The sequence below is a fragment of the Paenibacillus sp. Root52 genome (genome assembly GCF_001426865.1).
In the GTDB taxonomy this organism is placed as follows: Bacteria; Bacillota; Bacilli; order Paenibacillales; family Paenibacillaceae; genus Paenibacillus.
In genome coordinates, this window is sequence record NZ_LMFO01000001.1 from 958,731 (window position 1) to 984,724 (window position 25,994).

Genomic DNA, 25,994 nt, shown 5'->3' on the forward strand with positions numbered 1-25,994 from the left:
TGAATAGTTTGAGTCAGATTAGAGAAAAAGATGGCGTGCGAAAGGGTCCTATACTGTTCGTAATGATCTTGGGAGCATTTCTCGCTACCTTGAATCAGACAGTTATGAGTGTAGCTGTACCTGAGCTGATGGGTGATTTTAATATCACTGCTGCTACAGCTCAATGGTTAACAACAGGTTATATGTTGGTGAATGGCGTACTCATCCCAATTACAGCCTATTTTATGCAACGCTTTTCCACAAGGCAGTTATTTCAAGCATCCATGTTCATATTCCTGTTAGGTACCATTGTATCAGCTATTGCGACGAACTTTGGTACATTGTTAACCGGACGAATGATACAAGCTGCTGGTGCAGGCATTATTATGCCACTGTTAATGAATGTCATCTTAACGCTATTTCCGCCTAATAAACGAGGCGCGGCGATGGGAATGGTCGGCTTTGCTATCATATTTGCTCCGGCAATCGGCCCTACGCTCGCTGGTTATATTCTAGAGAACTACACCTGGGAAACGATGTTCTACGGCATGATCCCATTGACTTTAATTGTAATTGTCTGTGGATTTATATACCTCAAGAATGTATCAGAGCGAGTCGAGACCAAGCTCGATATTCTCAGCGTTATTCTATCCACCGTTGGATTCGGTGCATTGTTGTATGGGTTCAGCCGTGCAGGAAGTGCAGGCTGGTCCAGCGTGGAAGTTATAACTTTTATAATCGTAGGCATTATTTCACTTGCTCTCTTCACATGGAGACAGCTCAGCTCGGCAGCTCCACTGCTTGATCTTCGCGCATTTAAGTATAATATGTTCTCTCTAACCACGATCATTAGTATTGCAATTACGATGGTTATGTACGCGGACATGATGCTGCTTCCGCTCTATCTGCAAAATGCCCGTGGGTACACGGCACTGGAGTCAGGATTGTTGTTGCTTCCCGGAGCGCTTGTAATGGGGTTCCTCATGCCAGTAACGGGTAAATTGTTCGACCGATTCGGTGCCAAATGGCTGGCAATCATCGGTATGATCATAACGATCGTGACTACGATTGGATTTATTGATTTGTCAGACTCAACAAGCTATACCTACTTGTTATTGATGTCCACTGGACGCCGGATTGGGATGGCGCTGCTACTCATGCCGATCCAAACTGCCGGTTTGAATCAACTGCCTGCTAAACTGGGTGCACATGGTACGGCGATCTCCAACACAGTAAGACAGGTAGCCGGTGCTGTTGGTACATCCGTGCTCGTAAGTGTCATGACAAGTCGCACTGCAACTCATCTGCAAGACACGTTAGCTACAGGTGCAGCACAGGGTGTAACTCAGCAACAGTTAATGACACAATCCATGATTCATGGCATCAATGACGCATATGTTGTCATTATTGGTATCTCTGTCATCGGACTGTTGTTATCCTTCTTCATCAAACGAACCAAACCCGCTACAGAAGATGAACCTCAACGTGCTGTAGGGAAGAAAGTTTCCGTGAATCCGAACTAATGGATAGTTAAGTTATAGATTCATATGCATACACTTATGACAACCACAACATTAAATAGTAGGTTATAGTAAAAGCGACGGGGCAGAATGTCATATGCATTCACTCCGTCGCTTTTTTAGTTGATATATCATCGTATTTTCATGACAGGAGTCCTCAACGCTAGGGTGTGAACCGATTTTTAATGAGTGGGCCGCAACGAAATAATGAGCCTAATCCGACAGTGCCCGCATGATGTTGGATTTCGCCTCTGCCGCAATCACTTCATTCCCGTCATCGACCGCTTGCATTAAGATCAGTATGGGGATATATACCGCGATCAGACGCGCCAAAAGCTTCGTTTCCTCGTTCGCTCCGCCATACGTTTCGAAAAACACGCCGCGAGCGTAAGGTGGTAAAAAGCTATAAGCAACGCTCAAATCGCATGCCGGATGACCTACGCTCAGATCGCCCCAATCAATGATGCCGGAAACGATCCCGTTCTCATTCACAAGCATATTTTTGAAATGAAGATCGCCATGTAGCAGTGTATAGACTGCCTCGACACGGTCCTTTTGCAGCCTGCCAATATACGCTTCGATCACACCGGACTCCTCCGGCGATAAGTGTTCAACCAGCTTCGATAGAAAACCCTCCAATTTCAATTTGCGCGATGCTATGTCCGTCAAGTTTCGATGATCTTGCTGAACTCCATACTTCAGCGCCGCTTGCACCGGAAACTCATGCAATCTCCGCAAAAATTTCGCCAGCGTCTCTGCCGATAAAGCCCGGCGCTCTTCCTTCAAACCAATTGGGAAATCTCCTGGTACGTAGGCATAGCCAAGAAATGGTGCTGGGTATTCGTCACTTGCTTCGCCGTAAAACAATGGTTTCGGATACGGGATGGTCATATATGCCTCCAGCTTCGGCAGCAGATTCCCTTCCATACGAATCGAGCCAACTGCAATCGTTCTTCTCGGAAACCGGAACACGTACTCGTCACCGATGAGAAAAACCGTATTGTCCCAGCCCCAGCCCAATCGCTTCACTTGCTTCAATGACAGCTGAGTGAATTGTCTGCCGATCAGCGTCCGCGCCTGCTCTTCGTTAACCTCCCACTCCGCATCCCATACATTTGTTTCTCCCATGAATTGTCTGCCTCCTCATTCCTTACGTTATGGTACACGCCTTTCATAAGATCTCTGTTCAAGAATCCGAGTTCCTTATCTTACAATTCCGTTATGTTCACCAATGGTTCGTTTGCGATGAGAAACCAGAGTGGTGCAGCATAAGCATTGTCCAAACCTTTATTGTTTTGGATTATGGTAGCTAATTCTCCGCACTTCTCCTTCTGAGCTTCAGAGAGATTACCTGAGAAGTAGAGACATTCAATATAATAATCAATTTCATAGTACTTTTCAGATTCCAGCTCTTTTTTCCCCACGAGACTTTCAAGACGCTTGATGCTCTCTTGTGCTAGTGGATTACCAAAGCGCTCCAATTGTTTGAATATTTCGTACTCCGATTTATAGTGTGAATAGGGAAATGTGCTTGCATACGAGTCGTGAACAGCCTCCATCCAATAATCCAAACTTTCACTAACATTTAGCTTTTGATAGGATTCTAATTCCTCAAGATAAGACTGGTCTCTTTCTCTGATATCAGGAAATACCTCGTAGAACATTGTAGAGTCAATGGTTTTGCGCATTGTGATACTATAGTCAAGAAGATCGTTACCTGTCGCTACGTATGCTATAAACTGGTCTGTTTTGTTTAATACGTTAAACGCGTTCTCAGCAATAAGTTGCTGAATCGCATTTACGGCGAGCAGATTGAAGCCAGCCTTAATAATTCCTATTTCAAATGCAACAATTGGAGCACCTTCTATAGCATCTGGTCTATTGAATTCACTCAGATCACCAGAAGCTCGATCTCCAATGAGTTCAAATTGTTTGATAACCTCTCCATATTCCCCCATATGAGCATCCCAATATTGAAAACTGAAATCCCCTGGATTATATTTTAAAGCGTTAATTTCTGTAGGTTTCGTGTATTCGTATTCTTCTAGAGTTTCTAAGAACGAACTATTGGTGTTCATGTATATGTAAAAACTATATTGCTCATCCGCGTATGATCCAAAATATCCAATCATCAGATTAATGTATCTTCTTTTACAATTTAATACAATGCTTATTTTTGAATAACAAACAGCACAAAAAAAGAGCCGCGATACCGTGGCTCTTAACATTACTGATACTTCAATTGAATACTCACCATAATTGGTGAAGTAGATTGTTCTGATTGTTCATCTTTCTCTTCCAAAACCACATCCCATTGACGGCTGATCATTGAACGAAGTAATTCAACCTCATGTGTGTGAAGTTGAACCTGGTGCAATGACAGATTCTCCTGTACATAATCTCGTTCTACCTTTTGATCAAAGCGAAAATCCAACAGCCTTTTTAACCCGTTAATATGCAAAAACTTGAATTCATATCCCAGACGGATCGCCGTCTCCCAATCTTCTCCCACTTCAGCAGCCGTCTGTAATCTCTCATCCAGATTCATTGCGGGTTCCTTCAGTTTGGGCAGTAACTGCGCGTAATCTCTCTGGTGTAAACATTGGATGATATCATCCGCGGCTTCACCGCTCGTGAGCACATTTTCGACTAACAGTCCAACCGGAATAGAGAGCTGGATCGTACTCATGCTTCTTCCCCTGCCTCTTGTAGATATTGATTAAACCAGCGATTCACCTGTTCGAAGCTATCTACGCGCAGTGAAGGTTTACCGATTTTGAGCAAAGAGTGGTTGGAACCTGGATATCGAATCAGCTTGGTCGTTTTGCCGTACCGCTTGAGCGTTGTATAGAGTTCTTCGGCTTGTGCGATCGGTGTTCGATAGTCCTGCTCCCCGTGCATAATCAGGAGCGGCGTCTCGATCTGGTGTGCATATGCAAGTGGTGATCGTGACCACAACCATTCTGCGTGATGTGCTGGATTGCCTCCGATCACACCCTCGACATATGAAATGCCGATATCACTTGTTCCATACATGGACAACCAATTAGAGATGCAACGCTGAGTTACGGCGGCCTTGAATCGATGGTTATGAGCGACAATCCAGTTCGTCATGACACCACCGTAACTACCGCCACCCACACCAAGACGCGACTCATCTAATTCGCCATACGTTGCGAGTGCGTACTCAACAGCTTCCATCAGATCCCGGTAATCTCCTCCAGCAAAATCACCACGGCACGCTCTAGCGAATGCCTGACTATATCCCATACTTCCGCGCGGATTCACCCACAACACTGCATATCCTTGTGCCGCCAGCGATTGAATTTCATGGCTGAATGTGCCTGTGTACATCGCATGTGGTCCGCCATGAATTTGCAAGATCATTGGTGTTTTCGCTTGTTCACTTGGATCATGCTTCTCCGGTCGAATGATCCAACCTTGAATCGGCCATCCATCTGACGAGGTAAATTCAATGCATTCAGGGCGATGTACTTCTAATTCAGACATCATCTCATCGTTTCGATGTGTAAGTCTGAGCACTTGCCCGTCATCCATATGCACATAGTACAACTCACCAGGGCGATCTTCCGTCAGAGCAGCATATATAAGTGCTTTGCCATCGGGGGATAACGTGTATTGGTAAATATCCTTTTCGCTTGTTCCAGTAATGGATTGGCACTCTCCATCTCCACTGATGCGATACACATCAACACTGCCACCATGTGTTCCTAAGACATATATCGTGTTACCCGCAGGATCATTCTGTTCAAAAAGTGGTGCCGGAGAAGCAGGAGCCGATTTCATATCTCCTAATGCTGCGTTGCCAAATTGCATATCCAGATGTGAGGAGATTGGCTTCACTGTGCCTCCACTCACTAACACTTCGTATAACCTATTGTGGCTGCCACTGCCATATTCACGGTCACTTGCAATCAATACAAGCCGCTGACTATCTGGTGTGTATGAAAACTGGCTAACCAATAGATCAGACGTTGTCACTTTGAAGGAAACACGATCTGCAATTCGTATTGTAAATACATCGGTAAAATACAATAGATCTGGATCGAGTTCATGATCATCTACCTGTTTGGACATATAAGACAACGACTGACTATCCGGAGACCAGGCAGGTGAAGACACACTCCACTCACCAGACGTGAGCTGTGTTACTTTGCCTGAAGCGAGCTCATAGATAAATAAGTGACTATAGAGTCCATCCCACCAACCGGAGCCTTCCGCTTTTGGCGTTGTGCGTTCGAATACACGTCCTCGCAAAAGAGCTGGTTCACTCGATCTATCCTCGGTCGATTCTTCTTGATTAAGAATTGCTTTGCTTGTAAATGCAATAGAACGTCCATCAGGGGACCAGACATAACTCAATATTTTATATTCAGAAGATAACAGCACAGCGGGTTGTTCATCACCTGGTGCCAGAACCCACAGCCCTTTACCACCACCATCGCCAGCACGCAGAAATGCGAGCTTATCACCGTCTGGCGACCAAGAAGGAGCCGAGTCTTTAACACCGTCCGTGACTGCAACATCTTGGCTGCCATCTAACCCAATCCCTCGGATTTGGGTGTTATATTCATTTTTCAAACGATCAATCGTTTGTTCCACATAAACTACCTGTCCACTCTGATTAACAACTGGCTGACTAATCCAACGATAACGATATAAATCCTCAGGGATAATAGGTCGTTGATTCATCTCGGTTGTCTCCTCCTCAAGCCATTTATTTTTGTGTTGTATCTGTACGTGGATCAAGCACATCACGCAGCCAGTCCCCTAAGAAGATGACACCGAGCACGGTAAACGTAATGGCAAGACCCGGAAACGTAGCTACCCACCAGCTTGTCGCCACATATTGTCTACCATCACTTAACATCCCGCCCCAAGATACATCCGGTGGCTTAATGCCAAGACCGAGGAAACTAAGTGAAGCTTCCATAATAATCGTTGTACCGACGTTCATACCCGAGATAACTATAAAGGAAGATAAAATGTTGGGTACAATGTGTCTAACGATTAAGCGGGCATTCTTCGCCCCAATAGATCTTGCGGCTTGAACATAATCCCTCTCCTTGATACTGAGAACCTCACTTCGAACAACACGGGTATAAGATACCCAGTTCGTTACCCCAATTACGAAAATCAACGTTGTGATCCCTGGGCCTACAATCGCCATAACGACAAGCATAAATAGAATCGTCGGGATCGCCATGAACGCATCTCCCACCCGCATGATGACAGCATCGATCCATTTACCATAGAATCCGGACAGCAGCCCCAGAATCGCACCAATGATTCCGGAAACAATGACCGCCCCCATACCTACAATTAAGGAGACCCTGGCTCCATACACGATACGACTCCACATGTCCCTGCCTAGGTTGTCAGTACCTAGCCAATATTCCGAGCTTCCTCCCTCTAGCCATGCAGGCGGTTTGAGGCGATTCAGCGGATTGACCGCAGCAGGATCATGGCTTGCGAGCAGAGGTGCACATATGGCTGTTAATACAACCAGCAAGACGAGCACTGCTCCAAACATTCCTGTTTTACTAATAATCAGTTGTTTCCAGATGTAGCGTAATCCTGTTGGAGTTCGTACACCAGGCTCACGATCCGGCTCTGAACCCGGAAGTGGTAATTCATTGCTTCCTGTCATCAGGTTGCACCTCCCTCTAGTCGTATTTGATTCGCGGATCAAGCAGTCGATAGACTACATCCGTCAAGATATTGGTAATAACCACAATGAATGCAATCACAAATACCGCTGCTTGTACAATCGCCATATCATGTGTGTTCACTGCAACTACTAGTAACTGACCAAGTCCTGGCCAGGAGAATACGGTCTCTGTAATCAAAGTCCCACCGATCAAACTCGTAAATTGCAGACTCATGATCGTAACCACAGGAATCAATCCGTTACGGAACGCGTGCTTTCCGATGACAACCATACGACCAAGTCCCTTACTTCGAGCGGTACGAATATAGTCTTGGCTCAAAATATCTAACATGCTGGAACGAATCAGACGAGTCATCTGAGCCGCCAATCCGACACCTAGCGTAAATGCAGGTAGGATTAAATGGCTTATTCCACCCCGACCGGATACAGGCAGCACTCCCCACATGACGGAAAAGAGTAGAATGAGCATGATCCCCATCCAGAAGTTTGGCATGGCTTTACCTATAACGGAGATACCTGAAATGATCAGATCCGTGAATGTGTTCCGTTTAACTGCTGAAGCCACACCTAACGGAATCGCCATAATTACCGCAAAAAACATTGCAGCTACAGCGAGTTCAAAACTGGCAGGCAAACGCTCTAAGACAAGTTGCAGAGCCGGCTCATTGTACCGAAAAGATTGACCAAAATCTCCCTGCAATGCGCTGCCCAGGAATTTGATGTATTGCGTGTATAGCGGCTGATCCAGTCCAAGCGCTTGTGTCAGTACAGCCCGATCCTCAGCAGTGGCTGTCTCTGGAAGCATTAGTGCAACAGGGTCTCCGGTAACCCTGACCAAGATGAATACGATCAGTGAAACAATGAATAACACCGGAATAACTTGAAGTAAAGATTTAAGTACATACTTCCCCATTCTTCGTTCACCTCCATAACCATTAATCATAGCAACAACTTCACTTACGAAATCGTACTTTGGCGTTAATAAAAGAACGGCAGGAACATGGTATCCAGTCCCTGCCGTTCACGGCTTATCCTTGCGATGACAGACTGTTCTGTCCGATGTTATTTTGCAGCAGGAGTGATCTCGTCAGCATAGAACATTTCATCACTACGAGGCGCAAAATTCACGTTTGCATTCGTTCCGTAGACACCTTCCATCTGGTAGAGGTATACCGCCGGACGTTCTTCTGCAAAAATTTGCTGTACTTGTTGATACTCTTTCTCACGAGCCTCAGGATCCATATTCACCAATGCGGATTGGAGCAACTTCTCCACTTCCGGATTGTTGTAATCGGATTCGCCTTTGGCTTCTTCTGCCATGTAACGGTTGTAGTTATTGGATGCGTCAAATAGAGAGTTACCGATACCAATCATGAAAATTTCTTTGAATGACTTGGAGCTGTAACGTTCGCTGAACGCACTTGGCTCAAGCACATCAAGGTTAATTTTGAATCCAGCCTGTTCGAGCATTGCAGCTACAACCTCAGCCTGTTCCTTGTATTGAGAAGACACCGAGATCGTCATCTCTGCTTCACCTTCAGCATAACCTGCATCGGTCAACAGCTGCTTAGCCTTGTCTAGGTCATAGAGTGATGTTTGGTAGAGTGATGGATCAGCACCGAAGTTACCTGGTGTTACAGATGTGCGCGTTACGATACCTGCGCCTCCAGCAATACTGTCTACAATGCCTTGTTTGTCAATCGCAAGATCAATAGCTTCACGAACCTTAGGATCAGCCGTGATGCTGCCTTCGGTTTGACGGAAGATCAACTGAAGCACACGTTGGATCGGTGCCTTCACGATTTTTTTGTCAGCTTCGCCTTCAATACGAGCGATATCTGTAGATGGGATCGATGAAGCGACATCCACTCCGCCTGCGAGCAATTCAGATACACGTGTGGACGCTTCTGGAATTACGCGGAACACAACTTCATTCCATTTTGGCTCTCCATCAAAGTAATTCTCATTTTTCACGAGTTCAACACGATCATCTTTGTTCCATTTGCTGAACTTGTAAGGCCCTGTTCCTACCGGTTGCTTCAAGAATGCATCGATTCCGTTTTCTTCAATATATTTAGCTGGGAGAATACCTGCGCCCATCTTGGACAGACGGTTCAAGAGCAATGGATCTGGTCCGTCAGTAATGATGTCAACGGTGTGTTCATCTACAACCTTCACTTCAACGATGTTTTTGAAATAACTATTTTGCTTCAAAGCGCTATCTTTCGCTACACGCTCCAGCGTGTATTTCACATCGTCTGCTGTGAACGGATCTCCGTTATGGAAAGTAACGCCTTCACGCAGATTGAATCTCCACGTTGTATCATTAACTTGCTCCCATGAAGTAGCAAGCCCAGGAACTTTCTTCTGTTCACTGTCGTTCTTGATCAAGTAATCGAATACGTTAACCAATACAGCTTCACTTGAAGTGTTGTTGTTATTGTGTGGATCAAAGCTTTCAATATCGGTCGCTGCCGCAATCGTAAGCGTTGTGCTTGGTGCAGTGTCACCGCTCGCTTCACTTGATGTGGAATTCGTACCAGAATCAGTTGCTTTACTGCCGCATGCGCTCAACACCAATACTACGGCCAGTAGTGTAATCAACATGCTTGTCCAATGTCTTTTTCTCATTTTGCACGCTCCCCCTGAGTTGTGTTCTTATTCAGAAATTCTAATGCGATTGCTGAAAGCATAGCTACACCATACGGCATCACGTTCTCATCCAGGTCGAACATCGGATGATGGAGTGCGTAACGAGTTCGTTCTTCTTCATTACCTGATCCTAGTCGGAAGAATACACCAGGAATTTGTTCACAGTAGAATGCAAAATCCTCGCCTCCCGTGGAAGGTGGAATACTGCTCCAGCCTTTAGCCCAATCGAGTCCATCAACCGTCTCGCCAAGAAAATCCACCATACCCAAATCGTTAACTACAACCGGATAACCATCCCCATAAATGACTTCATGGCCTGCTCCAAACGAGCTACATACACCGCTGACCACCTGTTCGATCAGTGCAGGCATTCGCTCACGCACTGCAGGAGAAAGTGTTCTCACCGTTCCGATCATTTCAACCTCATCTGCAATGGCTGTTCCCATATAACCACCTGTAATTTTGCCGATCGTTACCACGACAGGTTCTAGCGGATCTACCATACGACTCGCGAGATTCTGCAAGGCTGTTATCACTTGAGCAGATACGGCAATCGCGTCGATACCTTCATGTGGTCTAGCAGCATGCCCGCCTTTGCCCAGAACACGAATGACCAAACGATCCGCCGAAGCAAATGCAACTCCTCTGCTCACACCGACCGTTCCAGTATCCTGACCTGGAGTCACATGAAGTCCTGCGATTGCATCGACCTTCGGATTCTCCAGCACACCATCCTGAATCATTGCACGTGCGCCAGCAAGTCCCTCTTCGGCAGGCTGAAAGACAAATTTGATGTTACCCGATTGGGGTCGTCCCAACTTGGTCAGAAGTTCAGCCGCTCCCATCAGAATCGTTGTATGGGCATCGTGACCACACAAATGAGCTTTGCCTTCAATCTGTGAGCTGTACTCTACTGTTTTCTGATCCTGAATCGGTAATGCATCCATATCCGCTCGAAGTGCAAAAGTTGGCCCATCGCTCTCACCCCGCAGCAGGCCAACTACTCCGGTCTTCCCTACATGGCGCGTCACTTCAAGTCCTAGACTCTCTAAGTGCGCAGCTACGATCTCGGATGTTCGATGCTCTTCGTAACCAATCTCCGGATGACGATGAAAATCCCTCCGCCAATCTACCAAACGAGGCTGAAGTTCTTGTGCAAGCTGATATAAATCGGTATGTTGCATTATTGCTCATTCCCTTCTTGTTGTTCAGGTGAAACCAGACGAGAGTATATAGCATCCGCAGAGAAAGCGATATGCTTTTTCATCGTATCGCGTGATCTAGCAGGATCATGAGCCTTCAAAGCCTCCAAAATCTCTGTATGTACACCCTGATTAAGAGAGCGAACTTGTTCGTTGTAGGGCATGAGATCCAGTGCTGGATTGATCTTGGTTCGAATCTGTCTTACCGCTGACTCCAGATAAGGATTCCCCGATGCTTTTGCGATGGTCAGATGGAACTTAACATCAAGCGCCCTGAACCATTCCCGCGAGCAATCCGGTTGCACGCTCTGCACAATATAGCTTTCAAGCAACTCCAGCTCGCCTGCGGTGATCCGCTCAGCAGCCAGAAAAGCACCTTCTGGCTCAACAATCGTACGATATTCGAACACATGTAACATTTGATCCCAGTCCCGCATAATCTCTTCCTTGGTTCGCTTATGTGCATTGGCCGTGATCGGAAGGATAAACGTGCCTCCCTTGGCACCCACACGCTTCTCGATTAAGCCTTTGGCTTCCAGGGCAGATAGCGCTTCACGTACTGTAATTCGGCTGGCATTGAAAATTTCAGCTAACTCTCTTTCGGAAGGGAGCTGGTCCTCACTCAACATTTCCTTGAGTATTATGGCTTCCTCCAACTGCTCCCTAATAAATTCACTAACCTTTATTGCGGAAACTTTCTCAAATTGGAAAGTCTGTTGGTTAAGCATATTCACCCTCCGATTGATCTATTGTCTAAACCTTATACCATTAAACTTATACTCTTAATATAATTCCGAGTAAACAGATATGCAATCATTTTTTTTCAAAATTCAGCATATTTATTTCTTATTCGACAGAGGCATTCACAACTTCGTTCATTTTGGGATGCTCCATCTGTTCCATCTGCTCTCCAATGACAGCTAAAGCTTGTTGAAGATCTGCAATGATATCTTGTGCATCCTCCAGTCCAACAGACAAACGGATTAAACCATCCGTAATTCCAAACTGTAGTCTTTCCTCTGGGGGTATGGAGAAATGCGTCATCGTAGCAGGGTGCTGCACCAATGTCTCAGGATCACCAAGGCTGAATGAAATTAGTATGAGTTTCAATTGATTCATAAATGCCTTAGCTGACTCTAACCCTCCCTTGACCTCAAATGAAACGACTCCACCCATGTTATCCATCTGTTGCTTCGCCAATTCATGCTGAGGATGGGACATGAGCCCTGGATAATGCAAGGCTTGAACCTGTGGATGTGTAGTTAGAAATGCTGCAACCTCACGTGCATTCTCGCAATGCGCACGTACGCGAAGACCAAGCGTTTTCAATCCCCTTAGAATCAGAAATGACTCCCAGGCGTTTAAATTTTGACCAAGGTCACCCGCTATTCTTTTACGGATAAATTCAATAACTTTGCTGGAAGCGACAACAACGCCTGCGACGACATCTCCATGACCGTTCAGATACTTGGTTGCACTGTGGACAACAACATCAGCCCCAAGCTCAAGCGGGCGTTGAAGATACGGTGTCATAAATGTGTTGTCCACAATTAGTGGAATGCCTCTGGCATTAGCGATCATGGCAATCTGCTTCAGATCCAGAATCGTTAACAGTGGATTAGAAGGCGTTTCGACATAAATCGCCTTCGTATTCTCTCGTATAGACAGCTCCAAAGCCTCCAGATTCGTACAATCCACGAAGTCGTGACTTATACCAAAACGACTACCCATCTGGGTTACAAAATTGTATGTGCCTCCATAAATATCTTTCGTTACAACGACATGATCTCCATGTTGCAAAAAGGCCAACAATGCTGAAGAGATCGCTGCCATCCCACTGCTTAAAGCAATCGCATCCTCTCCACTTTCCAACTCCGCTATTTTTAGCTCCAACGTGCGTGTGGTTGGATTACCATATCTTCCATAGAACGTGCCTTCCATCTGTCCCGATACAACGGCTGCGGCAGCATCCGCATTCGGAAAAGCATATGCAACAGCAGGAACGATCGGTTGAGAGACAGCACCTGTGCACTTATCCGGTTGATATCCTACATGAACCACCTTCGTATCAAACTTCCAAGAATCCTTCATCTACTCTCTCCATTCTGTTATAACTTTGCACGATGACCAAACCTATAAGGTATAAACCTTAAACCATTTATTTGTTTCAATATATACTTCACCTTATATACCGTCAACAACATTAATGCTAGATGATAAATACAAACCAACTGATCGTCTCCGGCGCTTCTTTAGGCGATATACCTTATCTTGACATTCAACCGTAAGTTGTTCATGGAACATATACACTTAAATACAAAAGAAAAGCCCCGCTCCCTTCTTATTTAGAAAGGATTGGGGCATGCCATTGCGTTTACACTTTAAACTCCATTCGTATTATGTGGTCGGTTCAGCATCATTTTCGACATCTGTTGGCGAGTCCACGTCCTCTGCTGCTGGTGTGTCAGGAATTTCGGATGGTGACTCGACAGCGTTTGGTGCTGAAACGTGCAAACGTCCAGCTGCTTCAATCTCAGTTTCATTGCCTGCAGCATCACGAACTTTGATCACGATAACGCCACCATCCAGAACCAAGGATTCAGGTGTTGTATACGTTCCTGTATAATGTCCCGGGGAGCTTTCCGTCAATGGAATTCCTGCTCTTGCTTGCAGATCGAGTGGCAATTCAATTCGGAATGAAGCCTGCAAATTCGGTGCGCTCTCAAACGAAACAGTGACGCTCTCGCCAGAGGTAATGCGAACATCTTCAGCCGGCGTTATATTCGTTATTTCTGGCAACTCAGTCTCCACTTGTACGATTCGAGTAATCGTGGTTATATTTCCTGCAAGGTCTTTGGCTGTAATGGTAATCGTATTCTTGCCTTCATTCACAAGTACCCGGTGACTGAAGCTTCGATCTTGGCCAACGACAACCTTCTGTCCATTCACGGTTACCGTATCCAGGAATGCTTCCACCACATTACCTGTAACATGAACGACTTCAGCGTTTGTGCGACTTCCCTCTTCAGGTGTAAGGATGTTTAATACTGGCGCTGTCTTGTCCAAGATAACGACAACTGGAAGAGAGCGATCAGTTGCTTTGCCGTTCACGATCACCTCTGCCGTGAGTGCGTTCACTCCTGGCTGAAGGTTCACTTCATGCGTGAATTTACCATTCGCCACCTGAGCCGTACCTACAGCTTTTCCGCCATTGTAGATGCGAGCCTCTGCTCCAGAAGCTGGGGAAGTGCCGTTCACGGTAATTTTGGTTTTATTCGTATATGTTCCTTTCACGGAAGTCGTGATAACAGGTGCATTGACTGGATATTTAACGATTGCACGGATCATATAATTGCCTTCTTCGGCAGGTGCTGTAGTCCAGTTACCATTCACTCGCTGCCAACTGCGACCAGCATTTACTCCTGTTTCGTCAGTCGCCAGTCCAGGCGCTTGTGTGCCTTCGGTTGTCTGAACATACACGATGTAGAAGTCACCTTCTACAACCACGGATTCAGGGAATTCAACGGTTGTCCACTGATCATTGCGCAGTGCTGTACCATCGAAAGGCCCTGCGAGCAATCGTCCAGGTGCACCAGCTGCACCGCTTGCGTCGTACACTGCATACTGGAATGCTGTGCCACCTGGCTGCGGCCATTCAGTATTCCAGAATCGGAAGGAAGCCCCTGTAAGTTGAGCCGTAGCCAAGTCTGGTGTCATGCGCACAGCCCAAGCATTATTCGCTGCCACAAAAGCTCTCGCATTCTCAGCTGTTCCATCATCATAAGCAATTTCTCCAGGGAATCCGATAAAAGGTTTCAGCGTAACATTGGATTGCACTGACCCATTGCCAGGCACGGTTACGTTCACCTTTTTACTGTAATAATCCGTTGCAACTACGGACAGCGTATAGGTTCCCTCTAGTACTTCAAGCACAAAGCTACCGTCTGTACCGGTACGTATTGCCCCTACCTGAGCGTCTTCGAGAACAAGAACCGTTGCTCCAGCAATCGGTTTACCTGAGCGTTCATCCGTCACAATACCTTGAATTTCTCCATGAGGTATCGCTTCCAGATTAAAGTTGGCTTTCGCGCCTCCACCATCTGTAATGGTAACTCTTTCAGTGCGTGGATAATAACCATATGCCTCTGCTTTCAAGGTGTATTCACCTGCGACATGGGTGAAGCTGTATCTGCCAGTCGCCGAATCTGTCTTCACAGAACGTCCCGTCTCCAGCACGGTAACCGTAGCACTCGCAGGCAAGCTTAGTGGTGAAACGGAACCATCTTGCGGCTGTTCTTGTTTAGGTGCTTCTTGCTTTGTTTTATTAAACTCATATTTGTCCGTACGTGTGATCTTGTACCAAGGATTGTCGTAAACTGGTTTTGGCTTGTCGCCACTGAGCACAACAGCATGGTCAGTCGTTACCGTAGCGGTAGCAACACCCAGAATACGAAAATCATCAATGTACCAGCCTTGCTTCACAACGCTGTTGTCCGAGGTTAAACGGAATCGGAATTGAGCTTCATGACCTGTGAGTGCCTTCAGGTCATAAAATACCGGAGTCCATTGCTTCCCAATCGTATTATGTGAAAATTTCCCGAGCTCAGACCATGTTGCACCACCATCCGTTGTTGCTTCAACGTAACCATAATCGTAACCACCTTCAATCTCATACCAGTGGTTAAATGTCAGCGTAGCTTCAGGAAGCTCTGTCAGGTCAACAACTGGAGATACGAGAGAGTAGTTCGAACCGTTCTCATACGTACTATCCAGATCGGTTGCCCAAACATTCGTTGCTGATACAGCACTTGCAGGTCCATTGACTGGGACTCCACGTTCCCACTCATCCTTGGTTCCTGCATGTGTCCATCCGTTATCCGAATCACCGTCGAACGAATCCGTATAGATATCCTCCGGAACTTCGACAGTCACGGATGCTTCATTGGATTTCTCACTTTCATTCCCACTGTAATCTAGCGCCGCAACGGTGTAATAATACGTTGTATCCGATACTGTCGCGGTGTCTATAAATGTTGTTGCCGTTGTATCGCCGATTGCCTCGTAATCTTCACCAGAGCTTGATGAACGATAGACCACATAAGACTTCAGATCTTCATCCTCTGGCCCCGTCCAAGACAAGGTTACATTGCCTAAAATGTCTTTCGCTGCAGACAAAGCGCTTGGTGCTGCAGGAGCAACATCATCTGGTGCTTGGACGGAGAAGTCATCGATGTACCAGCCTGCTTTTTGAATTGAATTATCACTTGTTAGATTAAACTTGATAAATACCTGTTGTCCTGCATACTCTCTTAGATCCACAAATTGCGTTTTCCAATCTCCCCCAGCTCCTGTGAAACTGAGTATCTCTTCAAAAGCAAAATCACGATCTTCTGTTGCAATGTATACTTTACCAAAATCGATGTTATTCTCTAGATCGAACCAATGCTTGAAGGATAGAATAGCCCCTTCTGGACTTTCGGTCAGATCAATAGGCGGTGCGAGCAAATAAGCATTACTGTTCGCTGCATAAGTACCTTCCAAATTGGTTGCGATCAGCTTATCACCCGAGTATGCCTGTTTGGGACCACTGGTTGGTGCCCCCCATGCCCACGTATTTCCAGGCCCTCCGGAAGTGAATCCGAGATCATTTTCCTCAAAATCCTGAATATATCCGGGTTGAACGCCATTTGACACAGCGACGTCATACACTTTACTGTCAAAACCGTTGTTGCCATAATCGTTAACTCGAATATAATATTCTAGCCCAGGTGACTCCACTAAAAATGAAGGTATCGTTGCGGAATATGTGCCGTCCTTACTATCTCCAGTAATTCGTTGCATCGGCAAATACACATAGGTGTCAGTTCCCTTCGTTCTAGCAAAAGCCTCAACCGACAGCACAGCCACATTATCTGTAACGTGCGCGGTAAGTGGAACGTCGATTCCTGAGAAAGCTGAGTTGACAGGCGTATGCTCTAATACAGGCTCTTCCAGATCATCTCCAGCAGTAACGACTCTGCCAGAGACTGTACCGATGCCTTCAACCACAGAACCTACTGCATCCAAAGCATTAATAATTCCGTGTCCATACCCGTTATTAGGTGAGGTTGGGTATCGTTGATCTGTTGCGGGTGTCGCCGTATCCATAATAATCTGCTCAAGCTGATCTACGTTTAGGGAATGATTGGCTTGGAGCAGCAGAGCTGCGAGTGCTGTCGTGTGTGGCCCAGCCATGGACGTACCGTCCCAGCCTCCCTCATATCCCCCGCCAGGAATGGCGGAACGAATGTTAACACCGGGTGCAGCAACATCCGGTTTAATCTCATCATATGGAGATGGACCTAGAAGGGAGAACGAGCCCAGATTACCGTTGATATCTGTTGCCCCTGTCGCAAAGCTCTCTGGATAGTTGGCTGGGTTCGCGACCGAACCAGGACCACCCGGATTCGTTAAGGTGACGTTACCTGCAGAGAACTCAGGGAAAATCTGAGCGTCACGCCAAGCTTGTACCATTGGACGGAACCACTCGTCTAGTCCTGGTCCGCCGCCCCATGAGTTGTTCACTACGTCCGGCGCAAGCTCCGGATGAAGATTACCTTCAGCATCGACTGGTGCAAGCAACCACTGTCCGCCGTCTAATATGATGGCATCCGTTGTGCTGGGATTGAAAATACGAACGCCAATCCATTTGGCACCGGGAGCAACACCAATCTGATTGGAGCCATCTGCTTCCGCACCGACCATCGTACCCATCGTGTGGGTTCCATGACCGTCGCCATCGGCAGGAAGGGATGCACGGCTGTGCGGGTCATACCAGCTAAGCTCAGGGTTCACAATATTACCTGAAGCATCAATACCTCTCCACTGGTTGCGTAGCGCTGGATGGGTGTAATCAACGCCGCTATCTAAGTTCGCAACAACTATACCTGTCCCGTCGATCCCCTTTTCCCAGACTGCTGGTGCATTGATATAATCGATATTCCATTCGACATTTTCGGTTGCTGCGGTGGCTTTCGCTGCTTCATCTGCTTGCTCTTTGTTGATTTCTACTTTCTGGAGGAAACGCTCCTCGTTCGGAAGGATTTTATCCACTTCTGAATGAAGGGCAATCTGCTCCATGACGTCCTTTGTGCTCGTGACTACAAGGGAGTTAACGATAAAATAGCTTTTGTATTCTTTTACTTTACCTAGCTCAAGCTCTTCTTCTAGTAAACGTTCCAGATTATATTGTGTGCGTGAAGCGGTCTCCCGCAAAGAACCTACTACAGAAGTTCGAACCGATAGCTTCGTCGCCGAAGCGGTCATCTTCTGAATTGTGGCCTGCTCCATGGCCTGTTGAGAGACTTTTGTCGTATCAACCTGCTCTTTCATTTTGACTAAATAAGTAACATAATCCTTGCTCTCAAACTGTGTGTTCAGCTTCGCATTAACTTTGGACGTCGTAACCTTAGCTGCGCCAGACTTCATGTCAATCTTCTGTGATGAGGTGTTGTCAGCCGAAACCGGTTGAACAATCGATAGTGCAAGGAGAAGCGATAACCCTAATGAGAGGGGCTTACGTAACCGTTTTGCTTTTATCAAACTTTTCCACTCCCTTTACCCGGTTTTTGGAATCTAGCGAAGTACGTAGCTCATCGCCGTGTCATGAAACGGTACAACAGTTTGAAAAATCTCCACAACTGATATATTACGAAGCTTATTGGACTACGCTAAGCCTCACCTCCCTAACAGGCAACTTCTATAGTGATTAGAATGAATTTGTTTTATATAGGATTGATAGAATAGATCGAATGAAGTAGGGGTACTCTGTTGGGATAGCCATTGCAATAGATTGATCATGAGTGAGTTAACATTGGAAGTGGGATAACGTAGATCATCGATGTGAGCGAACGTTTGTAAGTTCTATGTCGGAGGGTGATCACAAGCGTTAGTAGAAGTATGCATCGTGTCTGAGGCGTTGAATGTATATCGTCAACATGCTAAATGAAACCTAGTAGAAAAACATCTTGAATTTCATATAAATTACAATTTATATTTATATTGGATTTTTATGATTTAGTATAGAGTCGTATTATGAGATAATCAAGCATATTTATTGAAAAATATAGAAATTAAGCCTTTATAAGTATTTATCATGTCTACCAACGCTGAAATACTCTACGTTATTTCGTCATTATGAAAGTTCTATTAATTAGATAGTTCAATCGATGCTAACTCACAATGTCAATTCGCGCCAAATGCGCTTATCCTTGTTTGTATGACATATTCCTACAGCGCTGAATGGACTAAAACACATCAAAAAACCAATGCGATTCATTCGCACTGGTCTCTGAGTCTCTCTATTCCCTCACATCATGCATGTAACGATATCGTGATCTGACTATCAATCCAATTCAATCCGAAAGACGACAGGCAATTCGCTTTGTACATTGGTCGTAGTAATCGTTAGAGCATCCCCCGTTCTTACCCACTCAGGTTGTTCATCAAATCCAAGAACTTCAATTCCCTTGATGATTCCTTCAAAATAAGGTGATTTTTCCTTCAAGGATTGAATATGAACTACACCATTTTCCGGATAGACCAGAACGGATGCATAGAGATAATGATCTCTTACCGTAAATCGGATATCTTCACTGGTAAACAGTTTGGTCTGCCCATCCGTAAATTGTCCTTCCTTTATTTCCGTTGGCCCTTCTCCAAACTTGCGCCAGTACGTGGTATCATAGATCGCTTTACCGTTTACCTCCAGCCATTTACCGATCGATAGCAGCAGATTTCGATCCTCATCTGGTATAGTACCATCGGCACGAGGCCCCACATTCAGCAGAAGACTTCCATTCTTACTCACGATATCGACAAAATCTCTTATAATCTCTCCTGCCGTTTTATACACATTACCTTCTGTGTAACACCAGGAATTTTTGGCGACAGCTGTATCTGTTTGCCAGAAGTAAGGTTTAAGCTCAGCAAATTGCCCCCTCTCCACGTCTGGAACCGCAGAGCCAAACATCAAGGCATCATGCTTATAATTAATTGCAACAGGTGTACCCCACTCTTCCCCTTTGTTGTAATAGTAGGCACAGAATTTTTTCAAATAAGGCTTGAACGCGGCGTTCTGAATCCACCAGTCAAAATAAAATACACGTGGCTGATATTGATCAACCAATTCACAGCATCGGATCAACCAGTCCTCTAGAAACGCTTGGCTCGGCGGACAATCATATAGGTCGAAATGATCCTTAGGTTCAGGCATAGCAGGCCAGTAGAAGTCTCCCTGCTCTAACGGCTCGTGCACATCCGATTCAAATTCTTTGCCATGGGACATGAAGAACCAATGCTCCGCGCGATGTGATGACACACATAATGTGAGCCCTTGCTTCTCATAAGCCTCTTTCATCTCTGCCAGCAGATCACGTTTGGGTCCCATTTCATATGTGTTATAGTGAGAGATGGAGCTTCGATACATTTGAAAACCATCATGGTGCTCCGCTACAGGCATCACGTATCTTGCGCCAGATTGCTTGAACAGTGTAGCCCATTCATCTGCATCAAACTTCTCTGCCTGAAACATGGGGATGAAGTCTTTGTATCCAAAATCTTTATGAGGACCGTATACCTCTAGATGATGATCATAGGCTTTGGAGCCTTGAATATACATATTTCGCGAATACCATTCGCTATCATAAGCAGGTACGGAGTATAGCCCCCAGTGAATGAATATGCCAAACTTCGCGTTCTGGTACCAATCAGGTACTTTAAATTGACGAAGCGAGCTCCAGTTATCCTGGTACTTTCCATTCGCAATCGTTGTATCAATGTGTTTCAAATATTCGTTTTTGTCTAATTTCATGTCGCCCTCATCCCTTCTACTAATGGGTTGCACTTGTATTGTAGTGGCTTCTGACGGGAATAGACATGTAGATCACTAACCTATAGATGGACAATACTAACATGGTCGGGAGATGAAGGTATGAACCAACATACATTGCTTACCCACTACTTATCCAACCTTGAAGTTGAGTTATACATGGGCGATTACAATCGCTGCGGATCGGATTGGCGGGATTTGGACTATACGCCTGATTACAGCAAATTTTATTGGATCTGTGAGGGGGAAGGATGGCTCAAAATTGGAGAACAGGAATACTATCCTGTGCCAGGTCAGCTCGTTTTGATGCCTGAGGGAGTAACACAGTCCTACTCTTCCATAAGTGATCAACCTTTTCTCAAATACTGGTGTCATTTCAGCGCGAAGGTTGGAGGCATCAACCTATTTCAGATTGTGAAGTTCCCTCACTTCTGTACGATCGATCAGCCTGAACAGATCAATACAATCTTCCGCGATATTCTTATGTATCTGAAATCAGGTGAAGTCTATGGGCATATGATGGCCAAAAGTAAACTGATGGAGCTCATATCACAATATGTGATGCGAATGGATATTGAACAGATTGCTTATCTGAATGTGCCTGCCATAGAGAAAATCACGGCTGTATTAGCTTACATTGATTCGCATATTGAAGAGAATATTTCTGTTCAGGAGCTGGCACAGCTCGCATACATGCATCCTAATTACTTTATTCGATTCTTCAAACAGCAGATTGGTGTCCCGCCTATCCACTATATTACGGGCAAAAAAATTGATAAAGCGAAGGAGCTATTAAGCTGCACACCAAGTACAGTCACCATCATTGCTGAGCATCTTGGCTTCAGTGATCTGTATTATTTCTCTAGGCAGTTCAAAAAGCACACCGGACTAACACCGACGGAGTACCGTAAATTAAAGACGGGCGTTGCCTTGTAAGCGTTTAATAAAATAAAAATAGACGTGGTATGTATCCAATGCTAACTCGTGTTTATATTCCTTCTTTGTACGAGTGCTACAGTTTGGCCCAAACTAATTAAGTTTCCTCAAAATAAATATAGCTCAGTACGCCATTACTAGCGACTGAGCTACTCCTTATCCATTGGGCTTTCTAGTCAACCTTAGCCCCGTATGAGCGCATAAACAGAACCGCTTGCTCTCTGTCCATCCGTGCACCTTTTACATCCATGGATTTCAGATCAATTCCTTCTAGATTAGCACCTCGAAGGTCGGCTCCTACAAGCTTGGTTCGGGTTAATGTCGCTCTGGACATATCGCAATCTCTCAGATCAGCTTTCCCCAAGTCGGTATCCGTGAGATCCGCTTCATAGAAACGAATGCCTCTTAGATCCTGCTTCCCCAGCTTAGCATGCCTTAGATTCGTATACGACCAATCTCCTTTAAGCATACTAACACCATCGATCTGCGCTCCGGAGAAGTCAGAGCCTGTCATCTTGCAAGAAGTGAATTTGGAGACAAATAGATTCGCTCCACTAAACTTACAATTCTCAAAGGCAGATTCGGTATGAAATGAACCATTCAGTGTCGCACCTCGAAAGTCGCATTCAATAAAACGACAATGACTTGTCTCAATTTCTTCCATTTCTGCGTTCATAAATGTACATCTTATAAACACACAGCTTATGAGCTCTCCGTAACGTAAATCGCGTCCATCAAATTGCACTTCATCATATTCCTGATCCTTGTATTGATACACGGTATCCCCCTGCAATCTATCATATTTCAGTAACACTTGAACTTTTCAACTATACCATACCCCTGTCAAGTCCCCGCCGAAATACAGATGAATGTCAAGGTTCTTTTTTTATTTACTTCCAATCTCTCTTACGAAGATACGATTCGAATACAAAGGTTCCAAAAGGTAAAAATCCAGCAAGCACACCCATGAACCAGCGCACTGGCTTCCATTTATGTACGATCGCAATATGCACTAGCGCAATGAGATACAGCGGAAAGAGAATTCCATGAATCATGCCCACCACAGCTACAGCTGAGGATATGTCTGCAAAATACTTCAATGGCATTGCAACTAAAAGCAATAATAAGAAGGAAATCCCTTCCCAAATGCCTGCGATTCTAAAACGGCCGGTAATGGTCTTCATAACATCCAATCTCACCTTTCTTTTGTTTACAGTTTGTGAAATATGTAACTTGTAACATCGCACGCTTACTTGAGCATCACTGTTTACCCATCCCCATACAGTTGAAACTCCTGTTCAGTATAACGCATGTCTTCAATAATGAATTACTTCAAATTTGAATAATTAAAGAACAAAAAGAACACCTGATTGGAATAATCAGATGTTCAGACTAATTATGTAGTCTCACGTTCAATTAATCGATATGTGAGTGGCTCAGGCTCCACCTTCTGTCTGCCGAGCACAGCCCATAATTGATGAAATGCCTGGGTTGCCTGTTCCGCAATCGGATTATGTATCGTCGTGATTCCGAGTACACGAGCCAGTTCTACATCATCGAAACCAACGATTGCGAGTTGATCCGGTACGCTAATATGTAGTTTGCGCGCTTCACTTAAAATGCCGATTGCTGCATAATCATTGGAGCATAATACAGCTTGCGGAAGTTCGGGTGCTTTTGCCATTTTGCGCATCGCTTCTTCCCCATCTGACGAAGTAAATACCCAGTATTGATAAGCCTCCTTCAACACAGGTAACCCTTTACTTGCCATGAATGTCTCATAAGCCGCTCTGCGACTTTGCGTATTTATGCTATCTGCCCGACCGAATACGTTGGCGATTCGCGTGTACCCTTTGGATACCAGATGCTCTAATGCAAGAATATACCCCTCAGCCTGATCCATTGCGACTGACGGAATCTCGTTATTCCCCATGCGTTGCCATGAAACGATAGGGCCATATTCAAGATAAGCTTTCAACTTCTCAGGATCGTTCACACATGCGATGATCGCTAACCCATCCACACGTTTACTCCGCAGATCTTCAAAAGCCTTTAATTCAATATCTTTATCTCCACGCGTTGTATAAATCAGCGTTTGAAATCCAAAGTCCATCGCTGTATCAATAAATTGATTCATAAAAGATAAAATAATGGCATTTGATGTGGATGTGACGATGCCGATTTGCTTCGTTTGCCCTGTTGATAGCGAAATGGCATTTCGATTAGGAATATAATTTAATTGCTTCATAATCTCAGTTATTTTCTGCCTCGCTTCGTCACTAACGTGACGTGAGTTGTTGATCACTCGTGAAACGGTTGCCTTCGAATAACCAGATCGCTTCATAATTTCATCGAACTTGGACATCTGAACTCCTTTTCTTCCCGCTCATCATGTTGCAGAATGTTCGCCTAAGGAATTGGGATTAATAATATCACTGATGCTATATATAGTATGCCTCAACAAAAGGTCAAAAGTAAAACTTGACGTGTAACCCGTTACAACGTTTAAGCTTTTTTTATCAGCCTGTTGCTTGATTTCATTTCAAGTGCTTCAGGCAATAATCACTTTTTATTCGTTTAACCAATTTGACTACTGGAGTGATACAGAATGAGTAATGCTCAATTTAACTTCCCAGAAAACTTCTTGTGGGGTGGCGCAATCGCCGCGAACCAAGCTGAAGGTGCATACAATGAAGGTGGTAAAGGCTTGTCCACGCAGGACGTAGCTCCTAGAGGTATCATGGGGCCAATCACAGAAGAACCAACAGAAGATAATATGAAACTGATCGGCATCGATCTATATCATCGCTACAAAGAAGATGTGAAGCTTTTTGCCGAAATGGGCTTCAAAGTATTCCGTACCTCTATTGCATGGTCACGCATTTTCCCAAAAGGTGATGAATTGGAGCCTAATGAAGAAGGTCTGCAATTCTACGACGATCTCTTCGACGAGTGTCTTAAATATGGAATTGAACCGTTGGTAACTCTGTCCCACTATGAAACACCACTACATCTCTCCAAAGAGTATGATGGCTGGGTTAACCGTAAAATGGTTGGATTCTATGAGCGTTATGCTACTACAGTATTTAAACGTTACAAAAACAAAGTTAAGTACTGGCTGACATTCAACGAAATCAATTCCATCCTTGAAGCTCCATTCATGAGTGGCGGTATCTACACACCAAAAGAAAAATTGAGCAAGCAAGACTTGTTCCAAGCGATCCATCACGAATTGGTAGCGAGTGCGTCTGCTGTGAAGCTCTGTCATGAGATCATTCCAAGTGCACAGATTGGCTGTATGATCCTTAGCATGCCTACGTACCCATTAACACCAAATCCAGATGATATGATTAAAGTGATGGAATTCGAGCATAGCAACTATTTCTTCGGTGATGTACACGTAAGAGGTCGTTACCCAGGATACATGAAACGTTATTTCCGTGAACAAGGTATTGAGATTAAAATGGAAGCTGGCGACGAGGAAATGTTGCTCAACACGGTTGATTTCATCTCCTTCAGTTATTATATGAGTATCTGCCAAACAGCTGATCCGGAGAAACAAAAAGCAGGTGAAGGCAACTTGCTCGGAGGTGTTCCGAACCCATATCTCGCAGCAAGCGAATGGGGATGGCAGATTGACCCGCAAGGACTTCGCTATGTATTGAACATGTTCTATGATCGTTACCAAAAACCATTGTTCATCGTAGAAAATGGACTTGGTGCTGTGGACGAGCTTATTACCGGCGCTGATGGTGAGAAAACGGTTGAAGATGATTACCGTATCGAATATCTGAATGATCACCTAGTACAGGTTGCTGAAGCGATCGAAGATGGCGTTGAAGTCATGGGTTATACCTCATGGGGATGTATCGATGTTGTGAGTGCTTCTAGCGCTCAACTGAAAAAACGTTATGGCTACATTTATGTTGACCGTCATGATGATGGATCAGGTACGCTTGAACGTTATCGTAAGAAATCGTTCCACTGGTACAAAGATATCATTAGCACTAACGGAAAAAGCTTGAAACGTTAATTAATGTACACTACATCGCTGGACGATTGTTGATTCAGCGTATAGAAGTGCATGAATTTTCAAGAAATTGTATTAAAGCGCAAGCTTCGCGGTGAAATCAACCCCGTTGCTT

The 25,994-nt window shown here is 45.0% G+C and carries 18 protein-coding genes; 3 read left to right on the forward strand and 15 right to left on the reverse strand.

The genetic code is table 11. The features are described 5' to 3' along the window. Window positions 1-62: 62 nt before the first annotated feature. Window positions 63-1,502: a DHA2 family efflux MFS transporter permease subunit gene (locus tag ASD24_RS04225; protein WP_056692570.1), complete on the forward strand. Its 1,440-nt coding sequence runs from the start codon at window positions 63-65 to the stop codon at window positions 1,500-1,502. Between the two features lie 210 nt (window positions 1,503-1,712). Here the strand turns inward: ASD24_RS04225 and ASD24_RS04230 are convergent, their stop codons facing one another. From ASD24_RS04230 to ASD24_RS04285, 12 genes are all read right to left on the reverse strand, one after another. Further along, window positions 1,713-2,627 carry a phosphotransferase gene (locus ASD24_RS04230; RefSeq protein WP_056691937.1) on the reverse strand — a complete coding sequence of 305 codons (915 nt, stop codon included), beginning with the start codon at window positions 2,625-2,627 and terminating at the stop codon, window positions 1,713-1,715. A gap of 80 nt (window positions 2,628-2,707) precedes the next feature. Continuing rightward, the gene (locus ASD24_RS04235; protein WP_156395321.1) at window positions 2,708-3,577 is read right to left on the reverse strand and encodes a hypothetical protein; all 870 of its coding nucleotides are present in this window, start codon (window positions 3,575-3,577) and stop codon (window positions 2,708-2,710) included. 149 nt (window positions 3,578-3,726) lie between these two features. Next, window positions 3,727-4,188 (reverse strand): hypothetical protein, encoded by a 462-nt coding sequence (locus tag ASD24_RS04240; RefSeq protein ID WP_056691943.1) that lies wholly within the window; start codon window positions 4,186-4,188, stop codon window positions 3,727-3,729. Continuing rightward, complete coding sequence (locus tag ASD24_RS04245; RefSeq protein ID WP_056691946.1) at window positions 4,185-6,212, reverse strand: S9 family peptidase; 2,028 nt, start codon at window positions 6,210-6,212, stop codon at window positions 4,185-4,187. Before ASD24_RS04245 ends, ASD24_RS04240 begins: the two co-directional genes overlap by 4 nt. A gap of 25 nt (window positions 6,213-6,237) precedes the next feature. After that, window positions 6,238-7,170: an ABC transporter permease gene (locus ASD24_RS04250; RefSeq protein ID WP_056691949.1), complete on the reverse strand. Its 933-nt coding sequence runs from the start codon at window positions 7,168-7,170 to the stop codon at window positions 6,238-6,240. Window positions 7,171-7,186: 16 nt separating this feature from the next. Then, window positions 7,187-8,104 (reverse strand): ABC transporter permease, encoded by a 918-nt coding sequence (locus ASD24_RS04255; RefSeq protein ID WP_056691952.1) that lies wholly within the window; start codon window positions 8,102-8,104, stop codon window positions 7,187-7,189. Between the two features lie 149 nt (window positions 8,105-8,253). Next, window positions 8,254-9,822 (reverse strand): ABC transporter substrate-binding protein, encoded by a 1,569-nt coding sequence (locus ASD24_RS04260; protein ID WP_056691955.1) that lies wholly within the window; start codon window positions 9,820-9,822, stop codon window positions 8,254-8,256. Next, window positions 9,819-11,027, reverse strand: a complete 1,209-nt coding sequence (locus ASD24_RS04265; protein WP_056691959.1) for a M20 metallopeptidase family protein — start codon at window positions 11,025-11,027, stop codon at window positions 9,819-9,821. The genes ASD24_RS04260 and ASD24_RS04265 overlap by 4 nt, the downstream gene beginning before the upstream one ends. Next, a complete protein-coding gene (locus ASD24_RS04270) occupies window positions 11,027-11,773 on the reverse strand; it encodes a FadR/GntR family transcriptional regulator (protein ID WP_056691961.1) in 747 nt (248 codons plus the stop codon). The genes ASD24_RS04265 and ASD24_RS04270 overlap by 1 nt, the downstream gene beginning before the upstream one ends. 118 nt (window positions 11,774-11,891) lie before the next feature. Continuing rightward, window positions 11,892-13,136, reverse strand: coding sequence for a trans-sulfuration enzyme family protein (locus tag ASD24_RS04275; protein ID WP_056691964.1), 1,245 nt, complete (start codon window positions 13,134-13,136; stop codon window positions 11,892-11,894). 306 nt (window positions 13,137-13,442) lie between these two features. Next, complete coding sequence (locus ASD24_RS04280; RefSeq protein ID WP_056691968.1) at window positions 13,443-18,626, reverse strand: S8 family serine peptidase; 5,184 nt, start codon at window positions 18,624-18,626, stop codon at window positions 13,443-13,445. An 802-nt stretch (window positions 18,627-19,428) separates the two neighbouring features. Then, on the reverse strand, window positions 19,429-20,895 hold the full coding sequence (locus tag ASD24_RS04285) for an alpha-L-fucosidase (protein WP_056691971.1): 1,467 nt from the start codon (window positions 20,893-20,895) through the stop codon (window positions 19,429-19,431). 120 nt (window positions 20,896-21,015) lie between these two features. Here ASD24_RS04285 and ASD24_RS04290 point away from each other — a divergent pair, with 120 nt between their 5' ends. Beyond that, on the forward strand, window positions 21,016-21,849 hold the full coding sequence (locus ASD24_RS04290) for an AraC family transcriptional regulator (protein WP_056691974.1): 834 nt from the start codon (window positions 21,016-21,018) through the stop codon (window positions 21,847-21,849). Between the two features lie 172 nt (window positions 21,850-22,021). Here ASD24_RS04290 and ASD24_RS04295 read toward each other — a convergent pair whose 3' ends face one another. The 3 genes from ASD24_RS04295 to ASD24_RS04305 form a co-directional block, all read right to left on the reverse strand. Continuing rightward, on the reverse strand, window positions 22,022-22,627 hold the full coding sequence (locus ASD24_RS04295) for a pentapeptide repeat-containing protein (protein ID WP_082560260.1): 606 nt from the start codon (window positions 22,625-22,627) through the stop codon (window positions 22,022-22,024). Window positions 22,628-22,739: 112 nt separating this feature from the next. Further along, the gene (locus tag ASD24_RS04300) at window positions 22,740-23,033 is read right to left on the reverse strand and encodes a DUF3817 domain-containing protein (protein ID WP_056691979.1); all 294 of its coding nucleotides are present in this window, start codon (window positions 23,031-23,033) and stop codon (window positions 22,740-22,742) included. Between the two features lie 212 nt (window positions 23,034-23,245). After that, entirely contained in the window at window positions 23,246-24,214 is a 969-nt protein-coding gene (locus ASD24_RS04305) for a LacI family DNA-binding transcriptional regulator (protein WP_056691980.1), read from the reverse strand. Window positions 24,215-24,457: 243 nt separating this feature from the next. Between ASD24_RS04305 and ASD24_RS04310 the strand changes: the two genes are divergently transcribed. Further along, window positions 24,458-25,882 carry a glycoside hydrolase family 1 protein gene (locus ASD24_RS04310; protein WP_056691981.1) on the forward strand — a complete coding sequence of 475 codons (1,425 nt, stop codon included), beginning with the start codon at window positions 24,458-24,460 and terminating at the stop codon, window positions 25,880-25,882. Window positions 25,883-25,994: the final 112 nt, after the last annotated feature.